At 72.9% G+C, this 16,215-nt stretch carries 17 protein-coding genes and 1 pseudogene; 9 read left to right on the top strand and 9 right to left on the bottom strand.

Features of this window, described 5'->3' with window-relative positions; translation table 11 throughout:
• Nucleotides 1-121: 121 nt before the first annotated feature.
• A complete protein-coding gene (locus tag P1P75_RS30570; RefSeq protein WP_319261548.1) occupies nt 122-1,063 on the bottom strand; it encodes an acyl-CoA dehydrogenase family protein in 942 nt (313 codons plus the stop codon).
• Complete coding sequence (locus tag P1P75_RS30565; protein ID WP_319261546.1) at nt 1,063-2,202, bottom strand: acyl-CoA dehydrogenase family protein; 1,140 nt, start codon at nt 2,200-2,202, stop codon at nt 1,063-1,065. The genes P1P75_RS30570 and P1P75_RS30565 overlap by 1 nt, the downstream gene beginning before the upstream one ends.
• 76 nt (nt 2,203-2,278) lie before the next feature.
• On the opposite strand from P1P75_RS30565, the gene P1P75_RS30560 reads away from it, so the two are divergent.
• Genes P1P75_RS30560 through P1P75_RS30550 form a run of 3 tightly spaced genes read left to right on the top strand, consistent with a single transcriptional unit; the run spans nt 2,279 to nt 4,942 of the window.
• Nucleotides 2,279-3,070: an SDR family oxidoreductase gene (locus P1P75_RS30560; protein WP_319261543.1), complete on the top strand. Its 792-nt coding sequence runs from the start codon at nt 2,279-2,281 to the stop codon at nt 3,068-3,070.
• A 46-nt stretch (nt 3,071-3,116) separates the two neighbouring features.
• Nucleotides 3,117-3,743, top strand: coding sequence for a TetR/AcrR family transcriptional regulator (locus tag P1P75_RS30555; protein WP_319261550.1), 627 nt, complete (start codon nt 3,117-3,119; stop codon nt 3,741-3,743).
• A 41-nt stretch (nt 3,744-3,784) separates the two neighbouring features.
• Nucleotides 3,785-4,942 (top strand): acetyl-CoA C-acetyltransferase, encoded by a 1,158-nt coding sequence (locus P1P75_RS30550; RefSeq protein ID WP_319180662.1) that lies wholly within the window; start codon nt 3,785-3,787, stop codon nt 4,940-4,942.
• Nucleotides 4,943-4,988: 46 nt separating this feature from the next.
• Here P1P75_RS30550 and P1P75_RS30545 read toward each other — a convergent pair whose 3' ends face one another.
• From P1P75_RS30545 to P1P75_RS30520, 6 genes are read right to left on the bottom strand one after another with little or no spacing between them, the layout of a single operon-like run.
• Complete coding sequence (locus tag P1P75_RS30545) at nt 4,989-5,282, bottom strand: hypothetical protein (protein WP_319261540.1); 294 nt, start codon at nt 5,280-5,282, stop codon at nt 4,989-4,991.
• Nucleotides 5,269-5,622, bottom strand: a complete 354-nt coding sequence (locus tag P1P75_RS30540) for an AbrB/MazE/SpoVT family DNA-binding domain-containing protein (RefSeq protein WP_319261537.1) — start codon at nt 5,620-5,622, stop codon at nt 5,269-5,271. Before P1P75_RS30540 ends, P1P75_RS30545 begins: the two co-directional genes overlap by 14 nt.
• Nucleotides 5,623-5,659: 37 nt before the next feature.
• Nucleotides 5,660-6,703, bottom strand: a complete 1,044-nt coding sequence (locus tag P1P75_RS30535; RefSeq protein WP_319261534.1) for a nitronate monooxygenase — start codon at nt 6,701-6,703, stop codon at nt 5,660-5,662.
• Entirely contained in the window at nt 6,703-7,422 is a 720-nt protein-coding gene (locus P1P75_RS30530) for a CoA-transferase (protein ID WP_319261531.1), read from the bottom strand. Before P1P75_RS30530 ends, P1P75_RS30535 begins: the two co-directional genes overlap by 1 nt.
• A complete protein-coding gene (locus tag P1P75_RS30525) occupies nt 7,419-8,255 on the bottom strand; it encodes a CoA-transferase (protein WP_319261528.1) in 837 nt (278 codons plus the stop codon). Before P1P75_RS30525 ends, P1P75_RS30530 begins: the two co-directional genes overlap by 4 nt.
• Nucleotides 8,256-8,999, bottom strand: a complete 744-nt coding sequence (locus P1P75_RS30520) for an enoyl-CoA hydratase family protein (RefSeq protein WP_319261525.1) — start codon at nt 8,997-8,999, stop codon at nt 8,256-8,258.
• Between the two features lie 53 nt (nt 9,000-9,052).
• On the opposite strand from P1P75_RS30520, the gene P1P75_RS30515 reads away from it, so the two are divergent.
• Together P1P75_RS30515 and P1P75_RS30510 are read left to right on the top strand one after the other, a co-directional pair.
• On the top strand, nt 9,053-9,799 hold the full coding sequence (locus tag P1P75_RS30515; protein ID WP_319261522.1) for an SDR family oxidoreductase: 747 nt from the start codon (nt 9,053-9,055) through the stop codon (nt 9,797-9,799).
• 1 nt (nt 9,800) lies between these two features.
• Complete coding sequence (locus P1P75_RS30510; RefSeq protein WP_319261519.1) at nt 9,801-10,706, top strand: SDR family oxidoreductase; 906 nt, start codon at nt 9,801-9,803, stop codon at nt 10,704-10,706.
• Nucleotides 10,707-10,879: 173 nt separating this feature from the next.
• Here P1P75_RS30510 and P1P75_RS30505 read toward each other — a convergent pair whose 3' ends face one another.
• Nucleotides 10,880-11,776: a hypothetical protein gene (locus tag P1P75_RS30505; RefSeq protein ID WP_319261516.1), complete on the bottom strand. Its 897-nt coding sequence runs from the start codon at nt 11,774-11,776 to the stop codon at nt 10,880-10,882.
• 107 nt (nt 11,777-11,883) lie between these two features.
• Here P1P75_RS30505 and P1P75_RS30500 point away from each other — a divergent pair, with 107 nt between their 5' ends.
• The 4 genes and pseudogenes from P1P75_RS30500 to P1P75_RS30485 all read left to right on the top strand — a co-directional run.
• Nucleotides 11,884-12,225, top strand: a complete 342-nt coding sequence (locus tag P1P75_RS30500) for a chorismate mutase (RefSeq protein WP_319261513.1) — start codon at nt 11,884-11,886, stop codon at nt 12,223-12,225.
• 171 nt (nt 12,226-12,396) lie between these two features.
• A complete protein-coding gene (locus tag P1P75_RS30495; RefSeq protein WP_319261510.1) occupies nt 12,397-12,921 on the top strand; it encodes a response regulator in 525 nt (174 codons plus the stop codon).
• A gap of 131 nt (nt 12,922-13,052) precedes the next feature.
• Nucleotides 13,053-15,545, top strand: coding sequence for an aminopeptidase N (gene pepN / locus P1P75_RS30490; protein WP_319261508.1), 2,493 nt, complete (start codon nt 13,053-13,055; stop codon nt 15,543-15,545).
• 91 nt (nt 15,546-15,636) lie between these two features.
• Nucleotides 15,637-16,215, top strand: a pseudogene (locus P1P75_RS30485) (aspartate aminotransferase family protein); the annotation flags it as partial.

Raw genomic sequence — 16,215 nt, 5'->3', positions numbered from 1 at the left:
CATTTCGTGTTTCTCTTCTGTTTTTTTTTTTTTTTCAATCAGGAGACGGGATTCCGATTTTCTGCCTGTTCTCGGGGCTCGGGAGTGTGAAATAGAGACAGGTGCCGGCCGGGCCGCTGGGTCACGCCGTGCCGAGGACGTCGTCGCGGCACTCCCGCGGGGTGCCCCAGGCGGTCAGCAGGGCGCGCGCCTTGGTGAGCCACAACGACAGGTCGTACTCCGCGGTGTAGCCGATCGCGCCGTGCAGATGCAGCGCGGTCCGGGCGGTGGTGTACGCCGCCTCGCAGGCGGTGACCTTCGCGGCGGCCACGTCGGCCGGGGCCATGGTGAGGGCGGCGCCGAGGACGAGGGGGCGGGCGAACTCCAGCGCGATCTTCGCGTCGGCCAGCCGGTGCTTCACCGCCTGGAACGACCCGACGGGCACCCCGAACTGGGTGCGCCGGCCGACATGGGCGACCGTGCGGTCGAGGAGGGCCAGGCCGACGCCGAGGGCCTGGGCCGCGGTGGTGAGGCGGGCCAGCGCGAGGGCGCCCGGCGCGGGCGGGCCGAGGAGTTCGCCGCCGGGCAGAAGCGGGGTGAGGCGGCGGGCCGGGTCGAGGGAGCGACGCACCGGACCGTGGCCGGGGGCCTGCCGCAGGCCCTCGGCCCAGAGCGAGAAGCGGTACGTGGCCGCGTCGCCGTCCAGCGCCAGGGAGCCCTCGCGGGCGAGGGTGGCCGTGCTCTCCCCGGCGGCGATGCCGGGCAGGAACCGTTTCGCGTGCCCGGTGCCGGCCAGCAGCGAGGCCACGGTGACCGTCTCCACCAGCGGTCCCGGCACCGCGTGGCGTCCCAACTCGATGAAGGCGACCGCAAGTTCCACGGGCCTGACGCCCAGCCCCTCGCACTCCTGGGGGACCGCCAGCGCGAACACCCCGGCCTCGGCGATACGGCTCCACAGTGCACGCCCGCGCCCGTGCTCGCCGCGGCTCCAGTCCCGGATCACGGCGGGCGTCTCGGCGGCGGTGAGCAGTGCGTCCAGGGAGCGGGCGAAGTCCCGCTGCTCGGGGTCGAGGAGGAAGCGCATCAGCGGCGTCCCTTCGGCAGGCCGAGCAGGCGTTCGGCGATGATGTCGCGCTGGATCTCGTTCGTGCCCGCGTAGATGGGGCCGGCCAGCGCGAAGACGTACCGCTCGGCCCAGTCCGTGTCGGCCGACTCGCCTTCGCCGTCCAGGAGATCGAGGGCGTTCTCGTGCAGCGCGAGGTCGTACTGGGACCAGAAGACCTTGTTCAGGCTGGACTCCGGGCCCAGTGGCTCGCCGCTCAGATACCGCGAGGCCGCCGCGAAGGTGAACAACTGGTAGGCGCGGGCGCCGATCAGGGCGTCGGCGACCTTCTCCCGCGCCCGGTCGGGGCTGCCCCGGTCCCGCCAGAGGGCCCGCAGCCGCTCGGCGCTCGCCAGGAAGCGGCCGGGGGAGCGGAGCGTGAGCCCGCGCTCGTCGGCCGCCGTCGCCATCGCGATCCGCCAGCCCCGGCCGGGTTCGCCGATCACGTCCTCGTCGGGCACGAACACCTCGTCCAGGAAGATCTCGGCGAACGCCGGCTTGCCGTCCAGCCGGCCGACCGGGCGGACCGTGACACCGGGGGAACGCAGGCCGAACATGACGTAGGTGAGCCCCTGGTGGGGTCTCGGGGCCTGCGGGTCGCTGCGGAACAGGCCGAAGGCGCGGTCGGCGAAAGCGGCCCGCGAGGACCAGGTCTTCTGGCCGCTCAGGAGCCAGCCGCCGTCCGCGCGCACCGCCCTGGAGCGCAGGGACGCCAGATCCGAACCGGCCTCCGGCTCCGACCAGGCCTGCGCCCAGACCACCTCGCCGGTCGCCATCGACGGCAGGACCCGGGCGCGCTGCTCCTCGGTGCCGTGGGCGAAGAGGGTCGGGGCGAGCAGGCTGACGCCGTTCTGCCCGACCCGGCCGGGGGCACCCGCCGCGTAGTACTCCTCCTCGAACAGCAGCCGGCCGATCAGACCGGCGTCCCGGCCGCCGTACCGCTGCGGCCAGTCGACCACCGACCAGCGGTCCGCGGCCAGTTCGGCCTCCCACGCGCGGTGCGCGGCGAAACCCTCGCCGGTCTCCAGGGAGGGCAGCGGCGTGGCCGGCACGTGTGCCGCGAGCCAGGCGCGGGCCTCGGCCCGGAGGGCCTCCTCGTCCCGCGTGAACCCGAGATCCATGACCCGCCCCACCTTCCGTCTCCACCTACAGTCTTCGGTCTTCCCTAACAAGTGTTTGGTAGGTTAGCGTGCTGCCATGACAGACGTCGAGAGTCCGTCGTACGTGCCGGGGCACGGTCTGCTGCGCGGCCGTACCGCCGTGCTCACCGCCGCGGCCGGCGCGGGCATCGGCGGCGCGAGCGCCCGACGCTTCCTGGAGGAGGGCGCGCGGGTCCTCATCAGCGACGCGCACACCCGGCGGCTCAAGGAGCACGAGGCCGCGCTGGCCGCCGAGTTCGGCACGGCGGCGGTCGCGGCGATGCCCTGCGACGTCACGGACGAGGACCAGGTGCGCCGGCTGTTCGACGCGGCCGTGGACGCCCACGGCCGACTCGACGTCGTCGTCAACAACGCGGGGCTCGGCGGGACCTCGGCGCTGGCCGACATGAGCGACGAGCAGTGGTCCCGGGTACTGGACGTGACCCTGACGGGCACCTTCCGGTGCGTGCGGGCCGCCCTGCGGCACTTCCGCGACCAGGACGGCGGCGGCGTGATCGTCAACAACGCCTCCGTCCTCGGCTGGCGCGCCCAGGCCGGGCAGGCGCACTACGCCGCCGCCAAGGCGGGCGTCATGGCGCTGACCCGGTGCGCGGCGGTCGAGGCGGTGGCGTACGGGGCACGGGTCAACGCCGTCGCGCCGAGCCTCGCCATGCACCCCCACCTCGCGAAGGTGACGTCCCCCGGGCTGCTGGAGGAACTCACCGCGCGCGAGGCCTTCGGGCGGCACGCCGAGCCCTGGGAGGTCGCCAACGTCATCGTGTTCCTCGCCTCCGGCTACTCCTCGTACCTGACCGGCGAGGTCGTGTCCGTCAGCGGACAGCGGGCCTGAGGCGGGGGGCGACAATGTGCGCGTGCCTACGAAGAAGAAGTCCCAGGTGACCGCGGCCGAGCCCGCCGCGGCCGAGCCCGCCGCGGGCGCCGCCGCGCGCGACCGCCGCGGCGAACTCCTCGACACCGCCGCCGAGGTCTTCGCCGAGCAGGGCTACAACGCCACCACGGTCCGCAAGATCGCGGACCACGCGGGCATGCTCGCCGGCAGCCTCTACTACCACTTCGACTCCAAGGAATCGATGCTGGAGGAGATCCTGCGCACCTTCCTCGACGAGCTGTGGGACGGCTACGACACCGTCCTGGCCGCCGGTCTCGGCCCGCGCGAGACCCTCGAAGCGCTGGTCACCGAGTCGTTCCGGGAGATCGACCGGCATCGTGCCGCTGTCGCGATCTACCAGAAGGAGAGCAGGCAGCTTCTCGCGCAGGAACGGTTCGCGTTCCTCGCCGAGTCGCAGCGCAGGTTCGAGAAGGCGTGGCTGTCCACGCTGGAGGAGGGCGTCGCGGGCCGGGTCTTCCGGGCCGACCTCGACGTCCGTCTCACCTACCGGTTCGTCCGGGACACCGTGTGGGTCGCCGCCTCCTGGTACCGGCCCGGCGGACAGCACAGCCCGCAGGAGATCGCCCGGCAGTACCTGTCGATGGTGCTGGACGGGATCGCCGCACGCACGTAAGCCGCACGCACGTAACTCAATGGGGAGTCTGGGGAGTCGCCATGGCCGAGGCCTATATCGTCGAAGCGGTCCGTACGCCCGTCGGGCGGCGCGGGGGAGGGCTCGCCGGGGTCCACCCGGCCGACCTCGGCGCCCATGTGCTCAAGGAACTCGTGGCGCGGTCCGGCATCGACCCGGCCGCCGTCGAGGACGTCGTCTTCGGCTGCCTGGACGCCGTCGGACCGCAGGCCGGGGACATCGCCCGGACCTGCTGGCTGGCCGCCGGACTGCCCGAGGAGGTGCCGGGCGTGACCGTGGACCGGCAGTGCGGGTCCTCGCAGCAGGCCGTGCACTTCGCCGCGCAGGCCGTGCTGTCCGGCACCCAGGACCTGGTCGTCGCCGGCGGCGTGCAGAACATGTCGCAGATCCCCATCGCCTTCGCCACCCGGCAGGCCGCCGAGCCGCTCGGCCTCACCCAGGGCCCGTTCGCGGGCAGTGAGGGCTGGCGGGCCCGCTACGGCGACCGGCCCGTCAACCAGTTCGCCGGCGCCGAGATGATCGCCGCGAAGTGGGGCATCACCCGGCAGGATCAGGAGGAGTTCGCACTGCGCTCCCACCGGCGGGCCCTGCGGGCCATCGACGAGGGCCGCTTCACGCGCGAGACGGTGCCCCTGGGCAGGACCGTCGTCGACGAGGGGCCGCGCCGGGACACCTCCCTGGAGAAGATGGCCGCGCTGAAGCCCGTCCTCGACGGCGGGACCGTCACCGCCGCCTGTTCCTCGCAGGTCTCCGACGGGGCCGCCGCCCTGCTGCTCGCCTCCGAACACGCCGTCCGCGAGCACGGGCTGCGGCCCCGCGCCCGTGTCCACCATCTCTCGGTGCGCGGCGAGGACCCCATCCGCATGCTGACCGCGCCGATCCCCGCCACCGCGCACGCCCTGAAGAAGACCGGCCTGACGATGGACGACCTCGACCTCGTGGAGATCAACGAGGCCTTCGCCCCGGTCGTCCTGGCCTGGCTGAAGGAGACCGGCGCCGACCCCGCCCGGGTCAACGTCAACGGCGGCGCGATCTCCCTCGGCCACCCCCTGGGGGCCACCGGCGCCCGGCTGATGACCACGCTGCTGCACGAACTGGAGCGCACGGGCGGCCGGTTCGGCTTGCAGACGATGTGCGAGGGCGGCGGTCAGGCGAACGTGACGATCATCGAACGGGTGTGAGGGGCGGGTCCGTGACAGTGTCGCGCGGCCCGCCGTCAGGCAGCGCTCAGGGGCGTCCGAAGATCGAGTGGGTGCCGATTCGGCGCCAGACGACATGCGGCTCACCGTCTTGCATGGGTTCGCCGTAGTGGAACGTGGCCCTGCCGTCCGGCGCCCAGGACATCTCCCACACGTCCCCGTGTCCTTGCATCTTCTTGACTCGGAGGCCACGCCGGAACCCGTGGCCGACCTTGAGGTCGGCCACGAACTGTGCAACGGCGACGAGGAAGGCGGTTTTCTGGTCGGCGGTGAGGTTCTTCCAGTCCCGGAGAAAGTGGCTCAGCGTTTCATACGTCGGCACGCTTCTTGATCCCCTCAAGATCGATGCCGGCTTCGTCGGCAAGAGCCTTGAGGAACGGCTCCCCGCCTTCATGGACTTCTCCCCGCTCACCGGAGGCCAGCGCATCGTTCACTTCACGCTCCTTGGCCTGCCATTCGGCGCTCCAGAACCACGCCTGGTCGTCGGGGACCACAGAGGCGGGGGTCAGCACGATCCGGCCGTCCTCGATGGCGACCACGAGGTGATCCCCTTCTTCGAGGTCCAGCTGGTCCCTTATCTCCTGCGGAATGGTGATGATGCCCTTCTTTCGCAGCGGAGTGGAGACGAGGTGCGGCCGACGGCGGCGCTTCGTGGTAGCCATGCGGCAAGTCTACATGGAAGAAATTCGTCCTGTCGTCCTAGGTGTCCAGGAGGCGAAGGACATGACTGGCTTCTCGCATCACGCGCTCCACCAGCTCCGCGCACGAAGGCAGGTCCTCGATCACGCCCGCCACCTGCCCCGAGGCCATCACACCCAGGTCCGTACGTCCCTCGACCATGGACGCGCGCAGCAGCATCGGTGTGTTCGCCGCCAGCAGGACCTGGCTCCACGACAGCTCCTTGCCGTGCTTGAGGGCGAGGCCGTCGCGGATCATGGCGGGCCAGGTGAGGCCGGAGAGCCTTCGCAGGCCGGCGGCCCGGCGGACCGCGCGGGCCAGGGATCTCGTACGGCCCGCCCCCTCCAGGGCGTCGACCAGGTCCGTGCGCAGCATGCGGTGCGGCAGCCCGTCCACCGCGCGGGTGACGGTGACATCCGCCGCCGTCGCCGCCAGGTAGCGGGCCTTCACCGCGTCCGGCACCGTCGAGTCCGACGTCAGCAGGAACCGGGTGCCCATCGCGATCCCCGCCGCGCCGTACGCCAGCGCCGCGACCAGGCCCCGCCCGTCGAAGAACCCCCCGGCCGCGACGACGGGGATGTCCACGGCGTCCACGACCTGCGGCAGCAGCACCGTCGTCGCGACCTCGCCGGTGTGCCCGCCGCCCTCGCCGCCCTGCACGAGGACCGCGTCCGCCCCCCAGGCCGCGACCTTCTCGGCGTGCCGGCGGGCCCCCACGGACGGGATGACGACGACCCCGGCCTCCTTCAGTTCGGCGATGAGCGCGGCGGAGGGCGCGAGCGCGAAGGACGCCACCCGTACGCCCTCCTCGATCATGATCCGCACCCGCTCGCCGGCGTCCGCCGCGTCGGCGCGGAGGTTGACGCCGAAGGGCGCGTCCGTGCGGGACCTGACCTCACGCACCGCCTCGCGCAGCTGGTCGAGGGTCATGGTCGCGGACGCCAGGATGCCGAGGGCGCCCGCGTTCGCCGTCGCCGAGACCAGGCGCGGCCCGGCCACCCACCCCATCCCGGTCTGCACGATGGGATGCCGCACCCCGACCAGCCGGGTCAGTGCCGTCTCCATCAGTGCCCGACCTCACGCGCGCGCGTGTCCGCGGGGTCGATCACGTCCCGGATCAACTCCAGTTCCCCTGTGGTCGGTTCACGGGTGTACGGCACCTCGTCCGGGACCGCGAGCGCGAACCCGGTCGCCTCCCGCACCTGGTCGACGCTCACGCCGGGGTGCAGGGAGGCCAGCCGCATCGAGTGGTCCGGGGTGGCGAAGTCGAAGACGCCCAGGTCGGAGACGACCCGCGGGATGCGGTGGTGGGGGGCGTCGGCGGCACGGTCGTAGCCGACCCCGCACACCATGTCGACCTGCTCGACGAAGACCCGCCGGGAGTGCCGCGGGACCCAGTAACTGGTGGGATTGTTGAGAGTGTTGACCGGTGCGCCGCGCACCCCGAGCAACTGTCGCGCCGGCCGCGCCCAGTCGCCGATGCACGAGATGTTCTGGTTGCCGTGCCGGTCGATCTGGCTCGCGCCCATCATCACGTGCCGCCGGCCGCCGGTGACGAGCGCCAGGTGCTGCCGGTACGGCAGCCAGCCCTCGACGGCGCCGTCCGGGCCGACCAGGAGGGCCTCGCCGTCGGTGAGCAGCAGGTCCGGCGCGAAGGTGCGGCGGGCGAGGCGGGCGCCGACGGAGGGGATCACGCCCATCGGGGAGGCGAGGACCTCGCCGGCGTCCCGCCAGGCCTCGGCGCAGGCGATCACGCAGTACTCGGCGCGGGTCACCTCCGTCATGCCCCCTCCCCGGCGGCCGACCGGTAGGCCTGTTCGTCGCCGCCCAGGTACCGCCGCGCGAACTCGGGCCAGGGCGTGGTCGCGTACGTCTTCTGGAAGGCCTCGTCCCGCCCGTAGTCGGGCGCGCAGGACGTGAAGTGCGCCCCGTTCGGGGCCTCCACGACACCGGTCACCGTGTGCCGTTTGACCAGCAGCGTCTGCGGTGCCGCGTCCTTGGTCAGCTCGGCCGTCTCCACGATCCGTTCGCAGGAGACGTAGGCCGTGTCCGCCGCCTCGCAGAAGAGGTCGTCGAAGTAGGGGTCGGGGCCCAGGTACTGGCCGTTGCCCAGCCGGTCGGCACGGTTGACGTGGACCAGCGCGGCGTCCACGCGCAGCGCCGGCACGGCCACGAACGTCTCCCCGTCGTCGTACGGCGACGTCACCGTCCGCAGGCCGGGGTTGACCCGCATCACGTCGGAGCCGATCCCGGCGCGCACCGGCAGGAAGGGCAGCCGGTTCGCGGCGGCGTGCAGTCCCCACATGAACATCGCCTCGTCGATCTCCGTCAGTTCCACACCGCCGCGCTCGCGCGCCGCCCGGTAGTGCGGTTCGAGCGGGATCGAGTCGAGGGTGACGAACGGGACGACCAGCCTGCGGACCCGCCCGGCCGCGACCAGCATGCCGACGTCAGGACCGCCGTACGAGACGACCGTGAGGTCCCTGACCTGGGACCGGAGCACCGCTCTGACCAGGGCCATCGGTTTGCGGCGTGAGCCCCAGCCGCCGATGCCGAGGGTCATTCCGTCGGCCAGCCGGCCGGCCACCTCGTCGGCGGACATCGTCTTGTCGGCCATCTACGTCCCCTCCTTCCCGAACCTGTCGCGGACCCGGTCGGCCACCCCGAGGGCGCTCGCCTCGAAGGTGAAGCCCTGCTCGAAGCGGTAGCTGCGGCGCACGTCGACCGGGTCGATGCCGTTGATGGCGGCCTTGGCGAGGCGGATCAGGTCACCGTCCTTGGCGGCGATCTCCCCCGCCAGTTCCATCGCGGCCGACCGCAGTTCACCGCGCGGTACGACCCGCCACACCGAGCCGTGCGCGTGCAGCTCCGCCGCGCTCACCGTGCGCGAGGTGAAGTACAGGGCGCGCATCAGGTGCTGGGGGACGAGCCGGGCGAGATGCGTGGCCGCGCCCAGGGCTCCCCGGTCGAGTTCGGGCAGCCCGAAGACGGCGTCCTCGGCCGCCACGATCGCGTCCGCGTTCCCCACCAGGCCGACGCCGCCGCCCAGGCAGAATCCGTGCACGGCGGCGACGACGGGCACCTCGCACTCGTACACCGCCGCGAACGCCGCGAAGCAGCCGCGGTTGGCGCCCACGAGGGCGTGTGCACCGCCCGCCTGGAGTTCCTTGATGTCCACGCCCGCGTTGAAGCCGCGCCCCTCGGCGGCCAGCACCACGCACCGCACCCGGGGGTCCCGGCCGGCCCCGCGCACCGCGTCGGCCAGCGCGAACCAGCCGTCCACCGCCAGGGCGTTCACCGGGGGGACGTCGACGGTGACCAACGAAATCCCCTTTTCCGGGGACGAGGTGGAGACACCCATGGAAGCATCAGCTACCTTTCCACCAAACGTTTGTTAGGCGGAAGGTAGCGTGAATGGAGCTGGACGGGAAGGTCGCCGTCGTCACGGGCGGCACCCGGGGCGTCGGCTCCGGGATCGCGCGCTCCCTCGTGGCCGCGGGCGCGAAGGTCCTCCTCTGCGCCCGTCGGCCACCCGAACTCGCCTTACCGGGCACGGAGTTCATACAGCTGGACGTGCGCGACGGCGAAGCCGTCCGCCGCGTCCTCACCGCCCTGCCCCGGCTGGACATCCTGGTCAACAACGCGGGCGGCGCCCCCCACCGCCCGCTCGCCCCGGCCGACGCCGAACACCACCTGCGCGTCCTCGAACTCAACCTCCTCGCCCCCCTCACCGTGTCCCTCGCCGCGCACGAACACCTCCGCCGCACCGGGGGCTCCATCGTGATGATCGGCAGCGTCAGCGGGAGCCGCCCCTCACCCGGCACGGCCGCCTACGGGGCGGCCAAGGCGGGCCTGGAACACCTCGCCCGCTCGATGGCCGTGGAATGGGCGCCGCAGGTCCGCGTCAACACCCTCGTCGTCGGCATGGTCCGCACCGAGCGCTCCCACCTCCACTACGGGGACGCCGACGGCATCGCGGCCGTCTCCCGCACCGTCCCGCTCGGACGCCTCGCCGAGCCCACGGACGTCGGCGCCGCCGCCGTCTTCCTCGCCTCCGACGCAGCCGCCTACATCAGCGGGGCGAGCCTCCTCGTCCACGGCGGCGGGGAACGGCCCGCGTTCCTGGACGCGGCCGCCGTACCCGGTCACAAGGAGTCATGAGATGAGCGGAATCTGTGCGGGCCGGGTCGTCGTCGTCACCGGTGCGGGGCGGGGCCTGGGCCGCGCCCACGCCCTCGCGTTCGCCGCCGAGGGCGCCCGCCTCGTCGTCAACGACCTCGGCGTCGGCCTCGACGGCACCCCCGGCCCCGACAGCCCGGCCGCCCGCGTCGCCGACGAGATCCGCGCGGCGGGCGGCCACGCCGTCGCCCACGCCGCCGACATCGCCACCGCCGCGGGCGCCGCGTCCCTCGTGACGGCCGCCCTGGAGACGTACGGCCGGCTCGACACCCTCGTCAACAACGCCGGCTTCCTGCGCGACCGGATGCTGGTCAACCTCGACGAGGACGACTGGGACGCTGTCGTACGCGTCCACCTCAAGGGCCACTTCCTCCCCCTCAGGCACGCCGCCGCACACTGGCGCGCCGAGACCAAGGCCGGCCGCGCCCCCGACGCCCGGATCGTCAACACCGCCAGCGGGGCAGGCCTGCTCGGCTCCGTCGGACAGGGCAACTACAGCGCCGCGAAGGCCGGCATCGTCGCCCTCACCCTCGTCGCCGCCGCCGAACTCGCCCGCTACGGCGTCCAGGTCAACGCCATCGCCCCCGCGGCCCGCACCCGCATGACGGAACGCACCTTCGCCACCACCATGGCGGCGCCCGCCACCGGCTTCGACGCGATGGCCCCCGAGAACGTCTCACCCCTGGCCGTCTGGCTCGGCTCCGCCGCGAGCGACGGCGTCACCGGTCGCGTCTTCGAGGCGGAGGCCGGCCGCATCACCGTCATGCAGGGCTGGCGCCCCGGCCCCACGGCCGACAAAGGGGCCCGGTGGACCCCCGAAGAGGCGGGGGAGAGGGTACGGAGACTACTGGCCGAGGCGGAGCCGCCGGGACCGGTGTACGGCACGTAGGCCGCCGGGGAGCGGCCGGGACGGGTGTACGGGAGGTGGGCCGCGGAGCGGCCGGGACCGGTCTACGACACGTAGGCCGCCGCGGAGAGGCCGGGACGGGTGTACGGGACGTACGCCGCAGCGAAGCCGCCGGGACCGGTGTACGGCACGTAGGCCGCCGCGGGGAGGCCGCACTACGTGTCGCACTCCAGCACCGTCCGGCACAACCCGCACCGCGCCCGCACCCGCCCCCGCACCGGCACCCTGATCCGCTGAAGGCAGGTCGGACAGGCGAACGTCACCCGCAACGGCCCCGGCCCCTCCGGCACGAAGGCGTACGGAGCACTCGCCGCGGCGACGGCGGCCGGGGCCTCCTGCGCGTGCCGCCGGTCACGGGCGTAACGCCGGCGCCCCGCCCAGCCGGCGGCCGTCAGAGGCGGCTGCCGCTCGTCCAGCCGGGCCCGCTCCCTGCCCTTCACGTACGCCGTGTACGCCTGCGCGCTGGTGAACCACGTCGACGGGTCCTCGCCGAAGAGCAGCGCCCGCTTGGCCAGGACGTACCCGAACTCCTCCGGCGTCAGATACCCCAGCTTCTGCGAGGACGACGCGTCCTCCCGGTAGGCGTCGAGGAGCAGCCACCCCGCGCCCAGATAGGTGGTGGCCGTGTCCGTGAGGATCTCGTTGTCGCGGGTGCCGGGGAACGCCAGGTCCGCCCGGTGCAGGAAGACGTGCATGATCTCGTGGGCCAGGGCCGCCCCGATGTCCCGACGGTGGGTACGGAACCGGTCGTTCAGCTCGATGAAGTACTCGGGCCCCGCCGTCAGTTCGACGTTCGCCGCGTGCTCCATCTCCCGGAACCCGACGATCATCCGGGCGTCCGGCAGCCGGAAGTGCCGAACCAGCTCCCGAGCCACCCGCTGAGCCCCCAGATGCAGGTCGTCGGTGTCGCAGAACGCCACGTCCACCGGGGCCACGCTGGTGGCGAACTGGTGGACGGTGTCGTGGGACAGCCGTCTGTACAGCGCGGTGACGGCGTCCCGCACCCTGTCCAGGTGCGGATAACCGTGCTCCACCGGTCCGCCGTTCGCCACGCCCACACCCCCAAGACGCCGTGCAGCCGCTTCCACTGTACGAGGATCCGGCGCCGGGCATCACGCGGCGGCGGGCCCCGCACCCCGACGCACTAGGGTGAACGCCCATGACCATCAGCAACACCGGAACCGGTGACGTCGACCCCGCCGTCGCCGAGGAACTCGCCCGGCTGCGCAACAGCATCGACAACATCGACGCGGCCGTCGTCCACATGCTCGCCGAGCGCTTCAAGGCCACGCAGCAGGTCGGCCACCTCAAGGCCCGCCACCAGCTGCCGGCCGCCGACCCGGCCCGCGAGGCCCGGCAGATCGCCCGCCTGCGCGCCCTCGCCGAGAGCGCCAAACTGGACCCGGCGTTCGCCGAGAAGTTCCTCAACTTCATCATCGCCGAGGTGATCCGCCACCACGAGCGCATCGCCGAGGACGCCGTCCACGGCACCCCCGCCTGACCTCGGGCATCTCGTCCGAACCAGACCCCACCCGGCCGCGCACGGCAGCCCGGACCCCGCCGGGGCGCGCGCCCCACGCGCGTCGGCGGGTACACCGTGCGTCAGCCGACCGGCACCGCGCGTCAGGTTTCGGCATAAGCTGGTCGTCCCATCGCGGGAGGGACGTCGGTCATGCCGCCGGATGCCAGGATCCTGATCGTGGACGACCACCAGGACACGCTGTACGCGCTGGAGAACGTCCTGGCCCCGCTGGGCCACCGGATAGCCCGCGCCACCAGCGGCGACGAAGCGCTCAAACAGGTGCTGCGCGGTCGCGTCGGCCTCCTCGTGCTCGACGTGCGCATGCCCGGCGTCAGCGGTCTGGACGTGGTCCGCTACCTGCGGCGCCTCGAACAGACCCAGCACATCCCGGTCATCCTCCTCACCGGCTTCGGCCCCGACCAGGAGCTGACCTCCACCGCCTTCGGCCTCGGCGTGGCCGACCTCGTCATGAAACCGGTCGACCCGCTGGCCCTGCGCACCAAGGTCCGCTACCTCTACGACGCCCACCAGCGCTACCTCACGCTCCAGGAGGAGACACGCGCCCTGCGTGCCCGGATGCGGGACCTGGGCGCCGAGCGGCCGGACGCCCGAGTCCCCGTCCAGCGCGACGCCGAGGCCCGCCCGAGCGGCCCGAGGACCCCCACGGCTCCCTGAGAGCCGGCGCGCCGGGCGCGGTGAAGAAACGGAATCACCCCGTCCCGGCGCAGGCGCGAACCCGGGGGGACAAACGACGCGTACCGATCCGCCCCTGTGCCCGGCCTGCGGCATCGGGCAGCATGGCCCGCATGTCCGTACTGACGCGCGACGAAGCGCAGACCCGTGCCCAGCTCCTCGACATCCACCGCTACACCATCGCCCTGGACCTGACGACCGGAGACGAGACCTTCGAGTCCCTCACCGTGATCCGGTTCGCCGCGCGCACGGGTGCCGACACCTTCGTCGAGCTGAAGCCGGCCGAACTGCGCTCCGTCGTCCTCGACGGCGAGAGCCTCGACCCGCAAACCCTGGACGACAACCGGCTGCCCCTGAAGAACCTCGCCGCCGGCGAACACGAACTGCGGATCACCGCGAGCATGCGCTACTCCCGCACCGGCGAGGGCATGCACCGCTTCACCGACCCCGCCGACGGCGAGACCTACGTCTACACACAGATGTTCATGGACGACGTGCAGCGCGTCTTCGCCGCCTTCGACCAGCCCGACCTGAAGGCCGTCTTCGAGCTGTCGGTGACGGCCCCCCAAGGCTGGACCGTCCTCGCCAACGGCATCACCGAGCACCTCGGCGAGGGCCGCTGGACGGCCGCCCCCACCCCGCTGATCTCCACCTACCTCGTCGCCGTCGCCGCCGGCCCCTGGCACAGCGTGCGCACCGAACACCGCGACCTGCCCTTCGGCATCCACTGCCGGCGCTCCCTCGCCCCCCACCTCGACGCCGACGCCGACGAGATCCTCGACGTCACGCGCGCCTGCTTCGACCGCTACCACGAGAAGTTCGCGGAGCCCTACCCCTTCGACTCCTACGACCAGGCGTTCGTCCCCGAGTTCAACGCCGGCGCCATGGAGAACCCCGGCCTCGTCACCTTCCGCGACGACTTCGTCTACCGCTCCGCCGTCACCGACACCGAGCGCCAGACCCGCGCCATGGTCATCGCCCACGAGATGGCCCACATGTGGTTCGGCGACCTCGTCACCCTCAGGTGGTGGGACGACATCTGGCTCAACGAGTCCTTCGCCGAGTACATGGGCTACCAGACCACCGCCGAGGCCACCCGCTTCACCGACACCTGGACCGAGTTCGGCGTCGTCCGCAAGGCCTGGGGCTACGACGCCGACCAGCGCCCCTCCACCCACCCCGTCGCCCCCGAGAACGTCGAGGACACCGCCTCCGCACTCCTCAACTTCGACGGCATCTCCTACGCCAAGGGCGCCTCCGCGCTCCGCCAGCTGGTGACCTGGCTCGGCGAGAAGGACTTCCTCGCCGGCATCAACACCCACTTCACGCGGCACAAGTTCGGCAACGCCAGCCTCGCCGACTTCATCGACTCCCTCGCCTCCACCACCGAGCGCGACGTGCACGCCTGGGCCGACGCCTGGCTGCGCACCACCGGAGTCGACACGCTCACCCCGGCCGTCACCACCGAGGCCGGCACCTGCTCCCTCACCGTCGAGCACACCGGCAGCCGCCCGCACCGCATCGCCGTGGGCCTGTACGACCACGACCTCTCCGACGACGAGGGCCGCCTCACCCTGCGCGAACGCCTCGACGTCGACGTCCCGCAGAGCGCCCCGCAGCCCATCGGCAAGCCCCCCGCGCTGCTCCTGCTCAACGACGGCGACCTCACCTACACCAAGGTCCGCTTCGACGCCGCCTCCGCCGAGGCCGTCGGCACGAGCCTGTCCCGGCTCCCCGACCCGCAGACCCGCGCGGTCGTCTGGAACTCCCTGCGCGACGCCGTCCGCGACGGCCAACTCGCTCCCGGCGCCTACCTGGAGACCGCCCGCACCCACCTCCCGCGCGAGACCGACCTGGCCCTCGTCCAAGGAGTCCTCGCCTTCGCCTCCGCCCAGGTCGCCGACCGCTACCTCGCCCCCGAGGAGCGCCCCGCGGCCCTCACCACCCTGTCCTCCCTGTGCCGCGACCTCATCCGCCGCACCGAGGACGGCGACCACCCCGGCCTGCGCCTGATCGCCGTACGCCACTTCATCGACGTCGCCGCCCACCCGGAGACCATCACCGCCTGGCTCGCCGACGGCACCGTCCCCGGCGGACCCGAACTCGACCCCGACCTGCGCTGGCGCGTCCTCGCCCGGCTCGCCGTCCTCGGCGCCACCGACGAGGCCGCCATCGCCGCCGAGCTGGAACGCGACCCCTCCGCCAACGGCCGGGAGGGCGCCGCCCGTTGCCGCGCCGCCCTGCCGGACGAGGAGGCCAAGCGCACCGCCTGGTCCACGATGTTCGACAGCGACGACCTCTCCAACTACCTGTTCACCGCCACCGCCCAGGGCTTCTGGCAGCCCGAACAGGCCGACCTGGTACGGCAGTACGTGCCCCGCTTCTACGAGGACGCGGTCGCCGTCGCCGCCCGCCGCGGCCCCGCCATCGCCGACGCCGTCGGCCGCTGGGCCTTCCCCGCGTACGCCGTCGACGCCGAGAACCTCACCCTCGGCGAAGCCTGCCTGCGCGACACCGACCCGACCCCCTCCCTGCGCCGCAAACTGGCCGACCAACTCGACGACCTGGCCAGGGCCCTGCGCGTGAGGAAGGCCGAAACCCCCTAGCCCTCCCACTTTCGGGTCCAAAAACCCGTACAGCCGGGGCGCGTCACCGCAAGCACCGACAAACTGGGACTCCTCACCTCCGGAGGAGCCCATGCGCACCCCGCCCCTCGCCTCGGGCCCTGAAGGCGCCGACGCACTACGCCCGTTGCTCGCCGACGTCCTGGACGCGCTGGACGCCGGTGCCCGCGCCCGGGGCGGCCCGCTGCCCGCGGGCGGCCCCGCCGCGGTGGCCGCCCGGGTGCGCGCGGCGGTCGGCGAGATCCTGCCGCAGCAGGGCGACCAGGCCGCCCCGCACACCCTGGTCCGGATCCTCGCCGAGGGCTCCGCCGACCCGGCACACCCCCTGTGCGCGGCACATCTGCACTGCCCGCCGCTCGCCGTCGCGGCCGCCGCCGACCTGGCCGCCTCCGTCCTCAACCCCTCCCTGGACTCCTGGGACCAGGCCCCGGCTGCCTCCGAACTTGAGGCGCTGGTCACCCGCGCCCTCGCCGCGGAGGCGGGCCTCGCGGACGCCCTCGTCACCACCGGCGGCACCGAGTCCAACCACCTCGCCCTCCTGCTCGCCCGCGAGCGGCTGGGCCCCGGCGTACGCCTCGTGTGCGGCGCCAACGCCCACCACTCGCTGCCCCGCGCCGCCTGGCTCCTCGGCCTGCCCGACCCCGTCGTCGTC

The organism is Streptomyces sp. ID05-39B (assembly GCF_033794725.1).
Lineage (GTDB): Bacteria > Actinomycetota > Actinomycetes > Streptomycetales > Streptomycetaceae > Streptomyces > Streptomyces bobili.
This window is presented reverse-complemented; position numbering and strand designations above follow the sequence as displayed.